Source organism: Kribbella sp. VKM Ac-2568 (assembly GCF_004345365.1).
In the GTDB taxonomy this organism is placed as follows: Bacteria; Actinomycetota; Actinomycetes; order Propionibacteriales; family Kribbellaceae; genus Kribbella; species Kribbella orskensis.
On the sequence record NZ_SLVF01000007.1, the window covers coordinates 415,841 to 431,617 of the forward strand.

General features: G+C 68.0%; 18 protein-coding genes. 6 read left to right on the forward strand and 12 right to left on the reverse strand.

Annotated elements, in window-relative coordinates:
* Window positions 1-53: 53 nt before the first annotated feature.
* The 7 genes from EV648_RS22840 to EV648_RS22870 all read right to left on the reverse strand — a co-directional run bounded on the left by EV648_RS22840 (window position 54) and on the right by EV648_RS22870 (window position 4,808).
* Window positions 54-500: a Tad domain-containing protein gene (locus EV648_RS22840; RefSeq protein ID WP_241995499.1), complete on the reverse strand. Its 447-nt coding sequence runs from the start codon at window positions 498-500 to the stop codon at window positions 54-56.
* Window positions 497-985 (reverse strand): hypothetical protein, encoded by a 489-nt coding sequence (locus tag EV648_RS22845; RefSeq protein ID WP_199234755.1) that lies wholly within the window; start codon window positions 983-985, stop codon window positions 497-499. Before EV648_RS22845 ends, EV648_RS22840 begins: the two co-directional genes overlap by 4 nt.
* Window positions 982-1,335: a TadE family protein gene (locus tag EV648_RS22850; protein WP_255512858.1), complete on the reverse strand. Its 354-nt coding sequence runs from the start codon at window positions 1,333-1,335 to the stop codon at window positions 982-984. Before EV648_RS22850 ends, EV648_RS22845 begins: the two co-directional genes overlap by 4 nt.
* 188 nt (window positions 1,336-1,523) lie before the next feature.
* Window positions 1,524-1,721, reverse strand: coding sequence for a hypothetical protein (locus tag EV648_RS22855; protein ID WP_132295223.1), 198 nt, complete (start codon window positions 1,719-1,721; stop codon window positions 1,524-1,526).
* A gap of 14 nt (window positions 1,722-1,735) precedes the next feature.
* Window positions 1,736-2,674: a type II secretion system F family protein gene (locus EV648_RS22860; RefSeq protein ID WP_132295226.1), complete on the reverse strand. Its 939-nt coding sequence runs from the start codon at window positions 2,672-2,674 to the stop codon at window positions 1,736-1,738.
* Window positions 2,671-3,531 carry a type II secretion system F family protein gene (locus EV648_RS22865; RefSeq protein WP_132295229.1) on the reverse strand — a complete coding sequence of 287 codons (861 nt, stop codon included), beginning with the start codon at window positions 3,529-3,531 and terminating at the stop codon, window positions 2,671-2,673. The genes EV648_RS22860 and EV648_RS22865 overlap by 4 nt, the downstream gene beginning before the upstream one ends.
* Window positions 3,531-4,808, reverse strand: coding sequence for a CpaF family protein (locus tag EV648_RS22870; protein ID WP_132295232.1), 1,278 nt, complete (start codon window positions 4,806-4,808; stop codon window positions 3,531-3,533). Before EV648_RS22870 ends, EV648_RS22865 begins: the two co-directional genes overlap by 1 nt.
* Window positions 4,809-5,093: 285 nt before the next feature.
* Here EV648_RS22870 and EV648_RS22875 point away from each other — a divergent pair, with 285 nt between their 5' ends.
* Complete coding sequence (locus EV648_RS22875; protein WP_132295235.1) at window positions 5,094-5,594, forward strand: SigE family RNA polymerase sigma factor; 501 nt, start codon at window positions 5,094-5,096, stop codon at window positions 5,592-5,594.
* A gap of 24 nt (window positions 5,595-5,618) precedes the next feature.
* Window positions 5,619-6,875, forward strand: a complete 1,257-nt coding sequence (locus tag EV648_RS22880; RefSeq protein WP_132295238.1) for a hypothetical protein — start codon at window positions 5,619-5,621, stop codon at window positions 6,873-6,875.
* Between the two features lie 39 nt (window positions 6,876-6,914).
* Here EV648_RS22880 and EV648_RS22885 read toward each other — a convergent pair whose 3' ends face one another.
* From EV648_RS22885 to EV648_RS22895, 3 genes are read right to left on the reverse strand one after another with little or no spacing between them, the layout of a single operon-like run.
* Window positions 6,915-7,658, reverse strand: coding sequence for a GntR family transcriptional regulator (locus EV648_RS22885; protein ID WP_132295241.1), 744 nt, complete (start codon window positions 7,656-7,658; stop codon window positions 6,915-6,917).
* 53 nt (window positions 7,659-7,711) lie between these two features.
* The gene (locus tag EV648_RS22890; RefSeq protein WP_241995501.1) at window positions 7,712-8,461 is read right to left on the reverse strand and encodes a TIM barrel protein; all 750 of its coding nucleotides are present in this window, start codon (window positions 8,459-8,461) and stop codon (window positions 7,712-7,714) included.
* 20 nt (window positions 8,462-8,481) lie between these two features.
* Window positions 8,482-9,519 (reverse strand): Gfo/Idh/MocA family oxidoreductase, encoded by a 1,038-nt coding sequence (locus EV648_RS22895; protein ID WP_132295247.1) that lies wholly within the window; start codon window positions 9,517-9,519, stop codon window positions 8,482-8,484.
* A 101-nt stretch (window positions 9,520-9,620) separates the two neighbouring features.
* Between EV648_RS22895 and EV648_RS22900 the strand changes: the two genes are divergently transcribed.
* Entirely contained in the window at window positions 9,621-10,607 is a 987-nt protein-coding gene (locus EV648_RS22900) for a LacI family DNA-binding transcriptional regulator (protein ID WP_132295250.1), read from the forward strand.
* Between the two features lie 29 nt (window positions 10,608-10,636).
* On the opposite strand, the gene EV648_RS22905 is transcribed toward EV648_RS22900, so the two are convergent.
* Window positions 10,637-11,674 carry a LacI family DNA-binding transcriptional regulator gene (locus EV648_RS22905; RefSeq protein ID WP_132295253.1) on the reverse strand — a complete coding sequence of 346 codons (1,038 nt, stop codon included), beginning with the start codon at window positions 11,672-11,674 and terminating at the stop codon, window positions 10,637-10,639.
* A 95-nt stretch (window positions 11,675-11,769) separates the two neighbouring features.
* Between EV648_RS22905 and EV648_RS22910 the strand changes: the two genes are divergently transcribed.
* Together EV648_RS22910 and EV648_RS22915 are read left to right on the forward strand one after the other, a co-directional pair.
* Window positions 11,770-12,909 (forward strand): phytanoyl-CoA dioxygenase family protein, encoded by a 1,140-nt coding sequence (locus tag EV648_RS22910; protein ID WP_132295256.1) that lies wholly within the window; start codon window positions 11,770-11,772, stop codon window positions 12,907-12,909.
* A 14-nt stretch (window positions 12,910-12,923) separates the two neighbouring features.
* Entirely contained in the window at window positions 12,924-13,925 is a 1,002-nt protein-coding gene (locus EV648_RS22915; protein WP_132295259.1) for a Gfo/Idh/MocA family protein, read from the forward strand.
* Window positions 13,926-13,950: 25 nt separating this feature from the next.
* On the opposite strand, the gene EV648_RS22920 is transcribed toward EV648_RS22915, so the two are convergent.
* Window positions 13,951-14,691, reverse strand: coding sequence for a hypothetical protein (locus EV648_RS22920; protein ID WP_132295262.1), 741 nt, complete (start codon window positions 14,689-14,691; stop codon window positions 13,951-13,953).
* A gap of 76 nt (window positions 14,692-14,767) precedes the next feature.
* Here EV648_RS22920 and EV648_RS22925 point away from each other — a divergent pair, with 76 nt between their 5' ends.
* Complete coding sequence (locus tag EV648_RS22925) at window positions 14,768-15,640, forward strand: LysR family transcriptional regulator (RefSeq protein WP_132295265.1); 873 nt, start codon at window positions 14,768-14,770, stop codon at window positions 15,638-15,640.
* Window positions 15,641-15,777 lie beyond the last annotated feature (137 nt).

Here is a 15,777-nt window from a genome sequence, read left to right on the forward strand (position 1 = left end):
CGTGCCCGACAACCCACACAGCCCGAGGGCACACCCGCCCTGCCACGCGACCGTCAACGAATTGGTACGACGGCCGCCGCGTCCGACGCGATCTCTGCCGAGCCTTGCCAGCCGGGTGGCTCGAACGGGAGGTCGACCGATGAGCTCAGCTGGACCGTCACGGTGGTCCCGGTGACATCGGCAGACCAGTCCAGTCCGTCGAAACGGTTGCCTGCACCAACGGAATCCAGGTACTCCGCGGTGAGCCTGCGAGCTTCCTCCGGATCGATCTCCGCATTCCCACTCGCACCAGCCTGCGCATAGACAGCCGCCAACCCGTTGGCGGCGGAAAGCACCGCACCGTCAGCAGTCGCATCCAGATCCCGCCGCACCAGAAACACCTTCGAGATGTCGGTCACCACCACGATCATCATCAAGATCACCGCAGCAAACCCAACAATCAAAACCGTCATCTGCCCCCGCTCCCCCCGCCGCCCTTTGAACGCCGTACCGGTCGTCATCCGTTGCCCTTGGCTTCTCGGTAGTCGCCGTAGGGCTCTGAGTGCGAGGCGCTGACATGGACGGCCGGACGCTCTCCACCCAGCGCGTCCGGGATGAACGGCAACGGCACCTCGGCGTCCAGCTCAACCGTGACGGTGGAACCAGGCTCCAAACACGCCGGATTGCAGCTGATCTTCAACTGCCCTGGGCTCAACTCCACCCCTTGGTCCTTCATCGCGAGCCGCGCCGCCTCGAACGCACGAGTCCGCGCATCATCCTCCGAGAGCCCGGCCGGCACGATGACGAACGCCCGCCCAGCCGCCCGCGTCGCCGCCGTCGCCCCATACGAGGTCCGCTGCACGTCGAACACCCCGAGCATCACGTACACAAGCGGCACCAACAGCAACAACGCCAACCAGGAGAACTCCACCACCGCATTCCCCTTCTCCTCCCGCCGGTACGGCGACATCCACAGCACCACCAGGCCCGGAAGTCGGCAGCTCATTCGCCCGTCTCCTTGACGGCGTGCCCTTCGACGGTGAACTCCACGCCTGGCCCCCACAACCCGAGCGGCGGCATGTGCGCCTTCACGACGATCAGCACGCCCGGCTGCCCGTCAACGTCCGTCGTCTGCCCCTCGACCGACTCGATCAGTTCGTTGCGCACCACGCCGCTGACCAGTTCCCGCGTCCGCGCTTCCCCGTCCACCGGCTCACGATTCAGCACCGCCGCGTAGTGCGCGCCCTCCGACGCAGCCGCCGTGATCGTGTTCCGCACATACAAGAACAACCCCACCTGCAGCACGCCAAGGAACAGCGGCACCACCAACATCGCCACCATCACAAACTCCACCACCGCCGACCCCCGCTCACCCCGTAGGCGGAGTGAGCCGATACCACGGGTGGACCGGCTGACTCGAAGAAAGCGCAGGAGCCGAGTGCTTCCCAGTGCGTGCAGAAGTCGGATGCCGGTGGGGACGCTGGTGGGCCGGCCATCCGATGGGACGCGGACGGGCCGGCTAAGCGCAGGGACCGGGACTGGAGTCACTTGTTGGCTACGGAGTCCAGGGCTTTTTGGAGCATTTCCTTGAGTTGGTCGGCGGCTAGACCCCAGATTGCTACTACCAGGCCGGCGGTCATCACGGTGATGAGGACCCAGCCGGGGACGTCGCCGCGCTCCTGGCGACTCGGCCGCGGCTTCATCACCAGAGTCAGGAACAGTCTGGTCAGCAACAGTGACATGGCATCTCCTCAGTTCATCCGGCGATCAGCCGGATTCCGACAGCACCCGGATAGAAGGCGAAGGCGATCGTCACCGGCAGCACGAGAAAGACCACCGGAACCATCATGGCTACTTCCCGGCGCGCGCCGGATTCGATCAGTTCCCGTCTGCTCGACTCACGGATGTCGCCCGCCTGCGCCCGCAGTACGTCGGCCAGTGGGGTCCCTCGCTCGAGAGCGACCGCGAGGCCGTCCGCAAATCGGGTCAAGGCCAGCAGGCCGCTCCGGTCAGCCAGCGCGTCGAGAGCCCGCACCAACGGATCACCCGCACGGGTCTCCGAGAGCACCCGATGCAACTCGTCGGCCAACTCACCACGACACGAGCGAGCCACGCGATCGAGAGCTGCGGCGGGTCCTTCGCCCGCAGCGACGGAGAGCGCCAGGAGCTCTGCGACAGTAGGCAACTCGGCGAGCAGGCGACGTTCCCGACGCCGCACTTGGCTGGTCAGATAGGTGTCCCGCGACAGCACCCCCAGTACCGCGAGGATCCCGCAGAGGACGAGTAGTCCGACCGGATTGCCGAGTCCGAGGGACAGGGCAACCAACGCGATGAGGAGTCCACCGCCGAAGCCGGCGGCGCCCCAGAGCAGCTGCTCGATCCGGAATTCCTCAACGGTACGGTCGATCCCGGCCCGGGCCAGTCGCCGCCGGATGGAGGTCGCTCCGCCCAGGATGCGCTCGAGGCGGACCGCGCCGGCGCGGAGCGACGGACCGAACAGCCGCAGGATCGCGTAGAAGGGCGAGCCCGAGTCGACCACGCCGAGGAAGACGTCCGAGCCGTCGATGTCCCGCAGGTACGGGCCGATGCGGTCGTCCACGGAGGGCTTCCGCAGGAACGGCAGCCGCCGCACGATCAGCAGCAGGCTCGCCCCGAACGTTGCCCCGAGCAACCCACCGACCAGGACCGGACTCATCGCAGCACCCGCTCGGGCTCAGGCAGTCGACCGATCCGCAGCATCACGCGGTAGGCGACGACGCAGACGACAGCGCCGATCCCGATGATCAAGGCGCCGACCGGTGAGTTGTACCGCTGGATCACGTCACCCTGGAACGACAACATCGCCAGCACGAGCCAGGGAGCCGCCACCGCGACCCGCGCACCGTTGACCGACCAGGACTGCCGCGACTCCAACTCGGACCGAGTGCGGGCATCGTCCCGCAGAAAGCTCGACAACGACCGCAGCAACCGGCCGAGGTCACCGCCACCGACCTCGCGGGCGATCCGCAACGCCTCGATCACCCGGTCGCCGACGGGATCGGCCAGCCGCGCCTTCAGCCGATCCAGCGAATCCGCGAACCGGCCAGTCGACGCGTAGTCGGCCCCGAACCTCCTGAATGGCTCCCGCAACGGCAACGGCCCGCGCTCCCCGACCTGAGCAAGCGCCTCCGACAAGGACAGACCGGCCCGTACTGCGGACGCGATGTTGTCCACCACATCCGGCCAAAGCTCCCGGAACTCGGCCAGCCTCCGGCGAGCGCGACTCTTGAGCAAGGCCACCGGCACGCCACCCGCCATGATCCCGAAGATCAACCCGATCGGCAGCGTCGCCGAGACGACGAACATCAGGACGAACGCCACGAAGCCCGTGATGAAGCAGGCACCGATGAAGGCCGAAGGGGTCACGCCTTCGACTCCGGCGCTCGCGAGCAACTCTCGGCTCCGGCCGGTCAGGCGGCCTTCGGTGCGCGGCTTGGCGTCAGCGGGCGCGACGAAGGTCCAGATGATCAGCAGCAGGCCGATACCGAAGAAGAGGCCGAGAAGGAGTCCCATCAGCTCACACCCCGCGGCAACTCGGTGAGCAACCCGGCAGGCGAGTAACCCGCTTGCTGGAACCGCTCCGGATGCGGCAACTGCCCTTCGGCGCGACGCAGGTGTCCGTCGATGGTGCCGAACAGCGTCTCGGTCTCGATCGCCTGATCCTCGATCCGGCCGCTCACGGCCACGATCTCCCGGACCCGCCGATGCCCGTCGGCCGCGAGTCCGAGGTGCACCACCAGGTCGACACAGCCCGCCACGGTCGGCAGCACGAACCGTGAGCCGATGTTCTCCCCGGCCAGCAACGGCAGGGTGCACATCTTCGTCAGCGCCTCGCGCGCCGAGTTGGCGTGGATCGTGCACATGCCGGGAAGTCCGCTGTTCAGGGCCAGCAGGAGGTCGAGGCATTCCTCACCGCGCACCTCGCCGACGATCACCCGGGACGGCCGCATCCGCAGGGACTCCTTGACCAGGTCGCGCAGCCGCACCTCGCCGGTGCCTTCGAGGCCGGCCTGCCGGGTCTGCATCGAGACCCAGTCCGGGATCGGCAGCTTGATCTCGAAGACCTCTTCACAGCTGATCACCCGCTCGCTGCCCGGGATCGAACCCGCCAGCGCGTTGAGCATCGTGGTCTTGCCTGCCTGGGTGCCGCCGGAGACGAGGATATTGAGGCCGCAGGCAACAGCCGCATCAAGCACCGCGGCCGCGTGCGGGGTCAGCGAGCCGAGCGAGACGAGGTCGGCCAGCCGGGTCGCGCGGACGGTGAACTTACGGATGTTGATCGCCGCGTACCGCTGGGTGATGCCGCCGAGCACGATGTGCACGCGGCTCCCGTCCGGCAGCCGCGCGTCGGTGAACGGCTGGGACACGTCGATCCGCCGCCCGGTCGTCTTCAGCATCCGCTCGACCAGATCGCTGACCTCCTCCTCGGTCAGCACCGTGGTGGTCAGTTCGTGCCGGCCCTCGCGGGCGATGAACACCCGGCTCGGCTCGTTGATCCAGATCTCCTCGACCGCCGGGTCGTCGAGATAGCGCTGCAGCGGGCCGAACCCGGCCACCCGGTCGTGCACCTCGCGGCTGACCGCCTCGACATCACCGATCGGCGGCACGATCCCGGTCAGGCTGCGCTCGTCGTACTCCTTCACGACCATCGCGACGATGGCATTCACCGCGCCGGGGTCGCGCAGCGGGTCGATGCCCTCGCGCCGGACCACGTCGCGGACCTGCGCGTCGATGAGTTCGACCGCACCACTCCAGCCGGACCGGCGCGCGGCAAGTCTGTCGGCTGTCATCGTCTCCCCAGTTGACGTCTCGACCGGTGACCCTACTGGTCACTGTGCGCGACCATCCTCGCAACCCAGGGTGTATCGGCGCCAACCCGATCCCTGCTGCCTGTGGATAACCCTGATTCGGCACAAGCTCACAGAACGTATCCACTCGCTCACGCTTAGGTCCAGCCGACTGCACCTTGTTGCAATCCGCCGCACTCCCGCCGTCCCCTGATCGTCCCGACCGGGGTGTAACACGCAGGTCCAGCCGGGGCGTCGTAGAGAGTGAGACCACGACGGAAGGCAGTGATGAGACCGACGACGGATGATTTCGAGGAGTTCGCCAGGGCGCGGACGCCTCATCTGTACCGGACGGCCTGGCTGCTGGCGGGCGACCGGCACCACGCCGAGGACCTGGTCCAGGAGACGCTCGCCAAGATGTTCCGCGCCTGGCGGGGCCTGCAGCGGATCGACAACCCACCGGCGTACGCGCAGACCGTGCTGGTGCGGACGTTCATCTCGCAGCGCCGCCGGCGCAGCTGGACCGAGCAACCCACGTCGGCGCTGCCGGACCGGGCCGAACGCCCCGGCGACGTCGAACTGCGGTTGTCGCTGCAGCAGGCGCTGGCCGAGCTCGCCCCTCTCGATCGTGCGGTGCTGGTGCTGCGGTTCTTCGAAGATCGCAGCGTCGAACAGGTCGCGCTCGATCTCGGCAAGAACGCCGGTGCGATCAGAACCAGGACCTCCCGGGCGCTGGACCGGCTCCGGGCCGTCCTCGGTGACGACGCCGTCCACCTGATCGCACTCTGACCTGACGTCCCAGGAGACAGTCCGATGAACAACTTGAACGACACCCTGCCCGACCTGATGCGCCGGGCCACCGAGAACCTCGAACCCGAGTCCACCGACCTGGTCGAACGCGGCATGCGCCGGGGCACCATCCTGCGCCGCCGCCGGACCGCCCTGCTCAGCTTCACCGGCGCGGGCGCAGTACTGGCGACCGCCGGCATCGTCATCGGCGGCACCCAACTGTTCGGCGGTACGGGCGAGGCACCCGCCGCCGGCACGGCCGGTCAGTCGGTTACGGAGGAAGCGACAGGTCCGGTCACCCAGAAGGAGACGCTGGCGACGCTGATGAAGCTCCTGCCGGCCAATCTGAAGGTCACCAAGCCCCAGTCCTGGGGAGGCAACGGCTTCCATGGCGCATCTGTCGTCGTTGACGACGGTCATGGGCCGTCCAAGATCTCGCTCGGTGTGACCGCGCCCGGTGCGGACGGCACCTGCGCCATGGATCCCGGAACCTGCAAGACGCGCCCGGACGGATCACTCATCAGCGTGGAGGCCTACGGACCCACTTACGGGGAAGGGAATCCGGGCGGGGTGCTCCGGAACTCGGTCACCATCGTCCGGCCCAGCAGCGGGTCGATCAGCCTGATCAGCTTCAACGCCGCGGAGGAGAAGGGCGTCGACAAGTCCCGCGCGAAGCCGGCGCTCTCCGTGGAACAGCTGATCACGATCGCGGACAGCCAGACCTGGCGGTTCCCGCTACAGCAGAAGGTGCCGACAACCGGTCCGACCAAGCCCGAGCCGAAGTCGCCCGGCGCAGGGAAGCCGGTCGTGCCGGTGCAGCAGACCCTGCACAACTTGAAGAAACTGCTGCCGCGCGACCTGACCCTCACCAGGCCGGAGACGTGGGGCGGCGGTACCGCGGGCCACAACGGTGCGGCCTACGTGATCAATGACGGCAAGGGGTTGTCGCGGATCGACGTGTTCGTCTCGTACGAGCAGCCCGTCACCAAGTGCGGACCGGAAGGTATCGCGCACTGCCAGGTCCGGTCGGACGGTGCCGTGGTCGGTTGGGTGAAGGACGATCCCTCGTACTCCGACGCGCGCCAGAAGGTCAACGGGGTCCTCGCCAACCGCGTCGAGATCCACTACCCGGACGGCCGCATGATCGGCATGACGAGCTACAACGGCCCGCAGGAGAAGGACGCCAGGCACACCCGGGTCAAGCCCGCGTTCACCCCGGACCAGCTGATGGCGATGGCCAACGACAAGGCCTGGAAGTTCCCCGGTACCGGGACGAGGTAAGGCTCGCCCTCGTCCGTCGCTGGTCCTCTGAGGGGTGGATCAGCGATGGACGAGGGTGTGTTCGAAGGCGTAGCGGGAAGCGCGGAACAGGTGCGACCCGTACTCCACCGCACGCCCGTGATCGTCGTAGGTGATCCGCGTGGTCGCCAGCAGCGGACAGCCCGGCTCTTCCATCAGGAGCCGGGCTTGCTCTGGTGTGGCGGGCTGGGCCGAGATCGTCTGGTGCGCCACCTTCAGGCGGACTCCCTCGGCTCTGAGCAGCTCGTAGAGCCCTCGCTCGGCCAGAGTGTTCGGATCCGTGTCGAGCACCTCCGGCGGCAGCCAGTTGCGCATCAGCGCCAGCGGTTCGCCGTCAGCCCTGCGGAGCCGCTCCAGGCGCAGTACGCGGTCTCCTTGCTCGCACTGCAAGGCGGTAGCCACCTCTGCGCTCGCCGGCACGATGCCGAAGCGCAGCACGTCTGTCTGCGGTTTGCGGTGCGCCGCCGACAGGTCGTCGTACAGGCTGGTGAGCTCCAGTGAGCGCCGTACCTGGCCTGAGTTGCCCACCACCTGCGTGCCGACGCCGCGCTTGCGTACGAGCAGTCCTTGATCGACCAGCCGGGCTATCGCCTGCCGGACCGTCGGGCGGCTCAGACCGTAGGCCTCTGCGAGGTCCACCTCGTTGCTGAGCCGAGAACCGACCGGGAGGTCACCGCCCTGGATCGCCGCTTCGAGCTGCTGCGCGAGTTGTACGTGAAGCGGAGTGCGACTGGTGCGATCAACGCTGACCTGGACGGTGCTCATGGGCACATCTTGGGGTGTCAGGGGCTTACCGTCGAGTCAGAGCGCGGATTTGATCAGATCTCTTCGTTTGTGAATGCGTCCCGGAACCGGCGCAGTGCGAGCTCACTATCGCTTTGTGCAAAGGCTTCGAGACCGACAGTGCCGGAATAGCCGATTCTGCGGAGCGCGGCGGCGATCGCCGGATAATTGATCTCCCCCGTGCCCGGCTCGCACCGCCCGGGCACGTCGGCGACCTGGAGCTCACCGATATAAGGGAGCGTCTTTTCGAGCAGGGAGATGAGATTCCCCTCGCCGATCTGGGCGTGGTACAGGTCCAGCATCATCCGCAGATTCGGATGATCGACGGCTTTCACCAACGCGTAGGTGTCCGCGGCTTTGGCGAAAGGCACGCCCGGATGATCGACCTCGGTGTTGAGATTCTCGAGCACGAACATCAGGTCGTGCCGAGCGGCGAGTTCGGCCAGTCGCGTCAGCGTCTTGGCTGCTGTCAGCCACATCTCCCCGCTCATCCCGTACTGCGGTACGCGGGGCAGGCCACCTTCGCCCAGTTCGGTGCCGTGCAGGTTGAGCCGCGGGCAGTTCAGGGCCTTCGCGACCTCGATCGATTGCTCGGCGGTCTTCAGCAGTTCGTCCTGGTCGAACGTGAGAGAACCGCGGACGTATCCCGTCATCGAGGAAAATGTAGCGCCGGTGCTGACCAGTGCGGCGATGTCCTTGGTCGCGTGGTCCCAGATCTCCACGTCGAAACCCCGCTCGTGAATGCGCTCCACGCGTTCGACGAAGGGTTTGTCGGTGAACATCATTTCCGCACAGACGGCGAGCCTCATACGGCGGCGCCGAGTTTCACCGGTCGGCCTTCTTCGTGGGACTTCATCGCGGCGAGCGCGACTTCGAGCGCTCGGCGGGCGTCCTCGCCAGTGACAGGCGGGACCCCCTTGCTGCGAACGGCCTCCGCGAAGTCCTCCAGTTCCTGGGTGTAGGCGTCGACGAACATCTCCTCGTCGCTTCGCAACGTGTGCTGCCGGATGCCGTGCTCGCCGTAGTGCAGCATCGGGCTGTTCGCGTGCCGCCCGGCGGTGACCATGCCCTTCGAGCCGAACACCTCGCCGCGGACGTCGTACCCGTAGAGCGCGGAGAAGTTGGCCTCGGCGGTGGCGATCGCGCCGTTGTCGAAGGTGATCATCACGGCGGCGGTGTCGAGCAGACCGCCGTCCTTGTACTCCGGGACGACCAGCGCGTCCGCCTTCGTGTAGACCTCGATCGGCTCGGCTCCCGGGTTCAGCCAGAGCAGCATGTCGAAGTCGTGGATCAGGGTCTCGCGGAAGATCGTCCAGGGCTTCACGTTCGCGGCGTTGCTGAGCCCGGCCGGCCACCCCGGATCACGGGTGAGCGAGCGCATCAGCTGCGGAGTACCGATCTCGCCGTCGACGACGGCTTTGCGCGCCGCCGCGAAGTCCGCGGCGAACCTTCGGTTGAATCCGACCTGGAACGGCACCCCCGCCTGCCGGGTCGCCTCGATCGCGCGGTCCATCTCCTCGAGCGTCAGAGAGGCGGGCTTCTCGCACCAGACCGCCTTGCCCGCCTCGGCCGCCCGCACGATCAGCTCGCTGTGCACCGCTGCGATGGAGGTGATCAGCACCGCGTCGATGTCGGGATCCTTCAGCACGTCGTCGATGTCACCCGTTGCCCTGGCACCGTACTTCGCGGCGAGCCGCTGGGCCGCCTCCTCCACCGGGTCCACGACCGCTGCCAACTCGGCGCCGGCGACTCGGCGCGCGACGTTGCCCGCGTGCATCGTGCCGATCCGCCCGGCACCGATCAATGCCGTACGAATCACCTGCAATCCGTGGTCTGTCCGCATGGCCGCCCGCCTCCCGTGAATTACTAGAGCGCTCTAGTCACCGGCTAGCGAACACTGCTTTGATAGGGCTCGTCAAGTATCGATCCGAAGGAGTTCTCGGGATGAGCCGTCCGACGATGGAGGACGTTGCCGCCCGTGCCGGTGTCTCCCGAGCCCTCGTCTCCATCGTCTACCGAGACGCCCCCGGCGCCAGCGAGGCCACCCGGGCCCGGGTGCTGGAGGCCGGCGCCGCGCTCGGTTATCACCCGGACCACCGCGCCAGGTTGCTCGGCCGGACGCGCACCCGCCTGCTCGGTGTCACCTTCGACGTACAGGCTCCTTTCCAAGGCGATCTGGTCGAGGCTCTGTACGCCGCGGCCGAGTCCTCCGGCTACGACCTCGCTCTCAGTGCGGTCGCCCGGACCCGGAGTGAGGCTCGGGCGGTCCAGTCGCTGCTGGACTACCGTTGCGAAGCTCTGATCCTGTTGGGCCCGCAACTCTCCGCGTCCGCGCTGGCAGACCTGGCGACGCATCAACCCGTGGTCGTCGTAGCCCGCAAGGTCAAGGCCGCCGGCGTCGACGTAGTACGGACCGACGACGTCGACGGCTCCCGCCAGGCCGTCCGGCACCTGATCGACCTCGGGCATCGCAACATCCTCCACGTGGATGGCGGCAAGGCGCCGGGAGCCACGGAACGGCGTACCGGCTATCGCAACGCCATGCGGCGAGCCGGCCTGACCCCGGTAGTCCTCCCTGGCGGCTCCACCGAGGACGCCGGCGTCAACGCCGCGCAGACCTTCCTCAAGGACCCCGGCGAGATCACCGCCGCCACCATCTTCAACGACCGAGCGGCCGTGGGTTTCCTCAACACCGTCCGGGATTCCGGCCTCCGCGTCCCCGACGACCTCTCCGTCATCGGCTACGACAACACCACCCTCGCCACCCTCACCCACATCGACCTCACCACCATCGCCCAACCGACGCCGGCCCTCGCCAAACTGGCCGTGGAACGGGCAACGGTGAGACTCACCACCAAGACCCCACCCACCGAAGAAGTAGTAGCCCCCCACTTGATCCCCCGCAGCACCACGGCCCCGAGCTCAACCTGAGCTCGAGAACACGCCAACCGAAGGCCGTGTCAGTTGGAGACGGGGGTTCGGTTGGGGAGGTTGTGGGGCGTGATGGGGTGGATGTTGGACGGGAGCGAGTGGGGGGCGTTGGGGAGGAGGTGGTGGGACTGGAGGAGCGCTTGGCAGGCTCGGCGGAGGTCGGTGGGGAGGTCGTGGTGGAGGACGAGGGTCAGGGCGCCGGTGCGGAGTAGGGCGTGGTTGTCGGGGTCCAGGTCGTGGGCGACAAAGCAGCGGTAGGGGCGGTTGAGGGAAGTGAACGCCTCGACGATGGCTCGGTTGCCGCCGCCGATCGAGTAGACGGCGTTGAGGGTGAGGTCTGCGGAGAGGGCGGCCAGGGCCAGGCCGTGCATGGTGGTGTCCAGGCCGTCCGTGTTGTTGAGCTCCACCAGCGAGCGTTCGGGTGCGAGGCGGCGGAGCGTCGTACGGAAGCCCATTTCTCGTTCTTCTTCGCCGCGAAAGGTGTCGCGGCTGAGGGTGGCCAGGATGTTGCCGGGGGCATCGCCCAGCCATTGGGAGATGAAGTACGCCGCGGTGGCGCCCGCTGCGCGGTTGTCGATGCCGACGTAGGCGGCTCGACGGCTGGTGGGCAGGTCGGTCGCCAGGGTGACGACGGGGATGCCGGCGGCAACGAGCAGGTCCACGGCTTCGACGACCTCGGGCTCGTCGGGGGCTTTGAGGATGACGCCCTGGGAGCCGCGGCGGCGTACGCGGTCCAGCGTCTCGACCATCGCAGGAGCTGACGCGGTCTCGTCGAGGGCGAAGCGGGCGCGGATCACAGCGGGGCGGAGGCCGGGCAGCTCGCCTTCCAGAGCGGAACGGACGGCGCCGGAGAAGCGGGCGGGAGCCTGCATGACGAGGTCGATGACGAAGGTGCGACCGCCGAGGCGGACCTGGGACTGCTGCCGGTCGAGGTCGCGGATCGCCTGCTCGACCTGCCGTTGCGCGCGGACGCTTACGCCGGCCCGGCCGTTCAGCACCCGGTCGACCGTCGTCTCGCTCAGCCCGGCCTGTACTGCGATGTCCCGCACCCGGTAGGCACGTCCCACGCGGCAACCTCCCAAAGACGGGTTTTTGACGGATTCCAGGTGTACCAATCCCATCAGCGAAGCACCAGGCTGAGTTCCAACGAGAGGAGCCACCGATGACCTGGCTGAACCCCGCAGACGCTCGCCTGCAAGATCTGCTGAAGGTGCTCGAGGACCACACCGACCCTGCGGACTACCCGTTCGCGGAGGAGATCGTGCAGGAGGTCCCGCTGTACGACGCCCCCCGGCTGCGCAAGGAGGATCCGCTGCAGGTGCAGGCGGAGTTGACCCGCGCGTTCAGTGAGGGGCCCGGCATCGTGGTGCTGAAGGGGGCCTTCGGCAAGGACGTGGTCGAGGCCACCAGCGCCGAGTTCTACCGGATGATCGACGACCAGCATCGGGCCGGCACCGCCGCGGGCGACCACTTCGCCAAGCCGGGCGCGAACGACCGGGTCTGGAACGCGCTGGAGAAGCTCGCGATCCGGGCCCCCGAGGTGTTCGCCGCCTACTACGCCAACGATCTGCTGGCTCTCACGGCGAAGGCCTGGCTCGGACCGGCGTACCAGGTGACTTCGCAGGTGAACGTAGTGAATCCGGGAGGTGAAGGTCAGACCGTACATCGCGACTACCACCTCGGATTCCAGTCGAACGAGGTCGCCGCTGCCTACCCTGCTCATGTGCACAAGCTGTCCAGCGTGCTGACGCTGCAGGGGGCGGTCGCACACTGTGACATGCCCGTCGAGAGCGGGCCGACGCTCTACCTGCCGCACTCGCACAAGTACGAGCTCGGCTATCTGGCCTGGCGCCGGCCGGAGTTCGGCGAGCACTTCGTCGCCCATCACGTTCAGTTGCCGTTGGCCACGGGTGACGCCGTGTTCTTCAACCCCGCGCTCTTCCACGCGGCCGGCACCAACCACACGACCGACATCAAGCGGATGGCGAACCTGCTGCAGATCTCGTCCGCCTTCGGCCGGGCGATGGAGAGCGTCGACCGGGTCCGGATGGCGGTCACCCTCTATCCCGTACTGCGGACACTGCGGCAGGATGACGCCTTCGATCTGGACAACGTCATCGCCGCGAGCGCAGAGGGCTACGCTTTCCCGACAAACCTGGACCGGGACCAGCCGATCGGCGGACTCGCTCCACCGACCCAGGCCGACCTGGTCCGGCAGGCCCTCGCGGAGGACTGGCCGGACGACCGTCTGCAGCAGGCCCTCGACGAGCACGCCGTACGCCGCCGTACGGATGACATCTGAGTAAGGGAGAAGGCATGGAACCGCTTCGCATCGGCATTCTCGGCGCGGCCCGGATCGCGGGCAAGGCGATCGTCGAACCAGCCCGCCTGACCGGCGCCCGGCTGGTCGCGGTCGCCGCCCGGGACTCCGAACGGGCTCAGGCGTTCGCCGCCGAGCACGGTGTCGAGCGGGTCCATGCCGGCTACGACGACGTGATCAACGATCCCGACGTCGAGGTGATCTACAACCCGCTCGCCAACGGGCTGCACGGGCCGTGGAACCTGAAGGCCATTGCCGCGGGCAAGCACGTGCTGACCGAGAAGCCGTCGGCCAGCAACGCCGCCGAGGCCGCGCAGGTCCGGGACGCGGCGCGTGAGCAGGGCGTCGTCGTGATGGAGGGCTTCCACTACGTCTTCCACCCGGTCACGCGACGGCTGCATGAACTGCTGAGCAAGGGCGAGCTCGGCGAGCTGCAGCACGTCGAGACGACCATGGTGATGCCGCCGCCGGCCGACGACGACCCGCGCTGGTCGCTGTCGCTCGCGGGTGGCGCGGTGATGGACGTCGGTTGTTACGCCCTGCACGCGCAGCGGATGCTGGCTCCCTGGGGCGGCGGCCTGCCGACCGTGGCGACCGCCCGGGCCGGTGAGCGCAAGCGTCTCCCTGGTGTGGACGAGTGGTTCAACGCCGACCTGGTCTTCCCCAACGGCGCGACCGGCGCGGTCCGGACGAGCATGGCCGCCGAGCAGGTCGACTTCAGCTGCCGAGTCATCGGCAGCCGAGGTGAGGCCTTCGCACCCTCCTTCGTCCTGCCGCACCTGGACGACCGGATCACGGTGACGACGAAGGAGGACACCTGGGTCGAGCACCTGGGTCGCAAGTCCTCGTACACCTACCAGCTCGAGGCCTTCGCCACTCACCTGCGCGAGGGCACGCCGCTCCCGATCGACGCCGACGACGCGGTCGCCACGATGGCACTCATCGACGCCTGCTACCGCGAAGCCGGCCTCCAGCCTCGCCCCGTCACGACCATCTAGCCCGCACTCTCTAGCGCAGCGCCCCCTAGCCCGTACTGCGTTGCGCTACCGCGGTTGACCGTCCGGCGTCCGAGTGCCGGGCGGTCGCGCGGGCGAACTCCTGGATGATCGGGTGCGGCCGAGCGGGATCACCCGCGAGCTCAGGCTGGAAGAGCGAGGCCAGGAAGAAGGGGTGCCCCGGGAGCTCGGCGATCCGCGGGTCGCCGTCGTCGTCGAAGGCGCTGAACACGAGCCCGTGGTCACGGAGCAGGTCCAGCCTGGTCGAGTCCAGTCCATAGGAGCAGTGGTACCGCTCAGCTGACCGCTCGACCCCGAGGATGGACGCGGCGAGAGTTCCAGGCGTGACCTGGACTGCGCCCTCGTGCCCAACGAGGGAGCAAGCCAGCGGGACGATCAGCAGGTCGTCGGCGTCCGGCGAAGTTTCGCCGTGCTGGACCTGCGTCGCCCCACAGACGTTCCGCGCGAACTCCAGTACGGCGTGCTGGAAGCCGGCGCACGTCCCCAGGAACGGAACCATTTGCTCCCGAGCCCAGCGGACAGCGGCGATCGCACCCGCCTCACTCTCGTACGGACTGCCGGGAAGCAACCAGATCCCGTCGAAGCCTTCCAGCGAATCGACCTGCGCGGTCGGGACCCAGTAGACGTCGAGGTCGAACTGCTCCCGCTCACGGAGTCCGTTCAGCAGCGCCGGCACTCGCGCGTGCGAGCGGACGTGCGGCGAACGGTCACCGACGAGCGCGATCCGGGCGGTGTAGGCAGTGTTCATGCCTTCATCCTGAGTCCCCGGACCAGATCAGCGCCAACGATGATCTCTGCACAGTGGATAAGCGATACTGATCGGCGTGGATCCGCACCTGCTGCGCACCTTCGTCGCAGTCGCCGAGTCCGGCTCGTTTTCCGCCGCCGCGGGGAAACTCGGTTACACCCAGTCCGCTGTCTCCCAGCACATCGCCGCCCTCGAGAACGACCTCGGTACTGCGCTCCTGCACCGCCGACCGGTGACTCCGACGGTCCCCGGCGAGCGCCTGCTCGAACACGCGGCCCCGATACTGCTCCGGCTGGACGCGGCCCGCGCGGATGTCCTCAGAGCCGTCGGAGAGCCACCTGGGTCGCTCGTCCTCGGCGCAACTCCACTGTCGGCGTCACCCGCCCGCGCGCTGACCGAGCTCCGCCGAAGCATGCCGGGCCTCAGCGTCACCCTCGAGATCGCCGGGCGCGAGGCCGTCGCTCAAGGTGTCGCGGCCGGGGAGTTCCACCTGGGGTTGATCGACGGAGTCGCTGCGCCGAGCGACCCGCTGAGATTGTTCGACACCGGCGCGCGGCGAACCACCGCGATCGCCCACGAACCACTAGTGGTGGCGCTCCCCGACGACCACCCGCTGGCGCGGCGGAAGCGGCTCAACCTGCATGATCTCGTCGATGCCCGGTGGATCGACGCCCCGGAGATCGCCGCGCCGTTGGCCGACCTGCGCGCCGCGACCGAGACGGACGGGCTGCGCGCGTCGATCACCTATCCGGGCACGGACACGCTGACCCTGCTCGCATTGGTTGCCGCCGGCCACGGTCTCGCAGTGCTGCCTCGATCTGTCGCTCCGTCGACGGGCGTCACCCTGCTGGCTGTCGAAGCACCGCGGCTCGTGCATCGCACGGAGCTCCTGCACGGCCACATCGACGGACCCGCCGCGGCGACGCTGGCCGCAGTACTCAGCGGGTGACCTCGACGACCCGGCACTCGGCGGGTGACTCCGACCCCGCGGCTAAGGCGGCGCGGCTCGGGTTGTGAATCAGATTGCCTGAAGTTGCCACCGATGACACCTTGACGCGCATTAATGCGCAGTGGCTAACTGTCTGC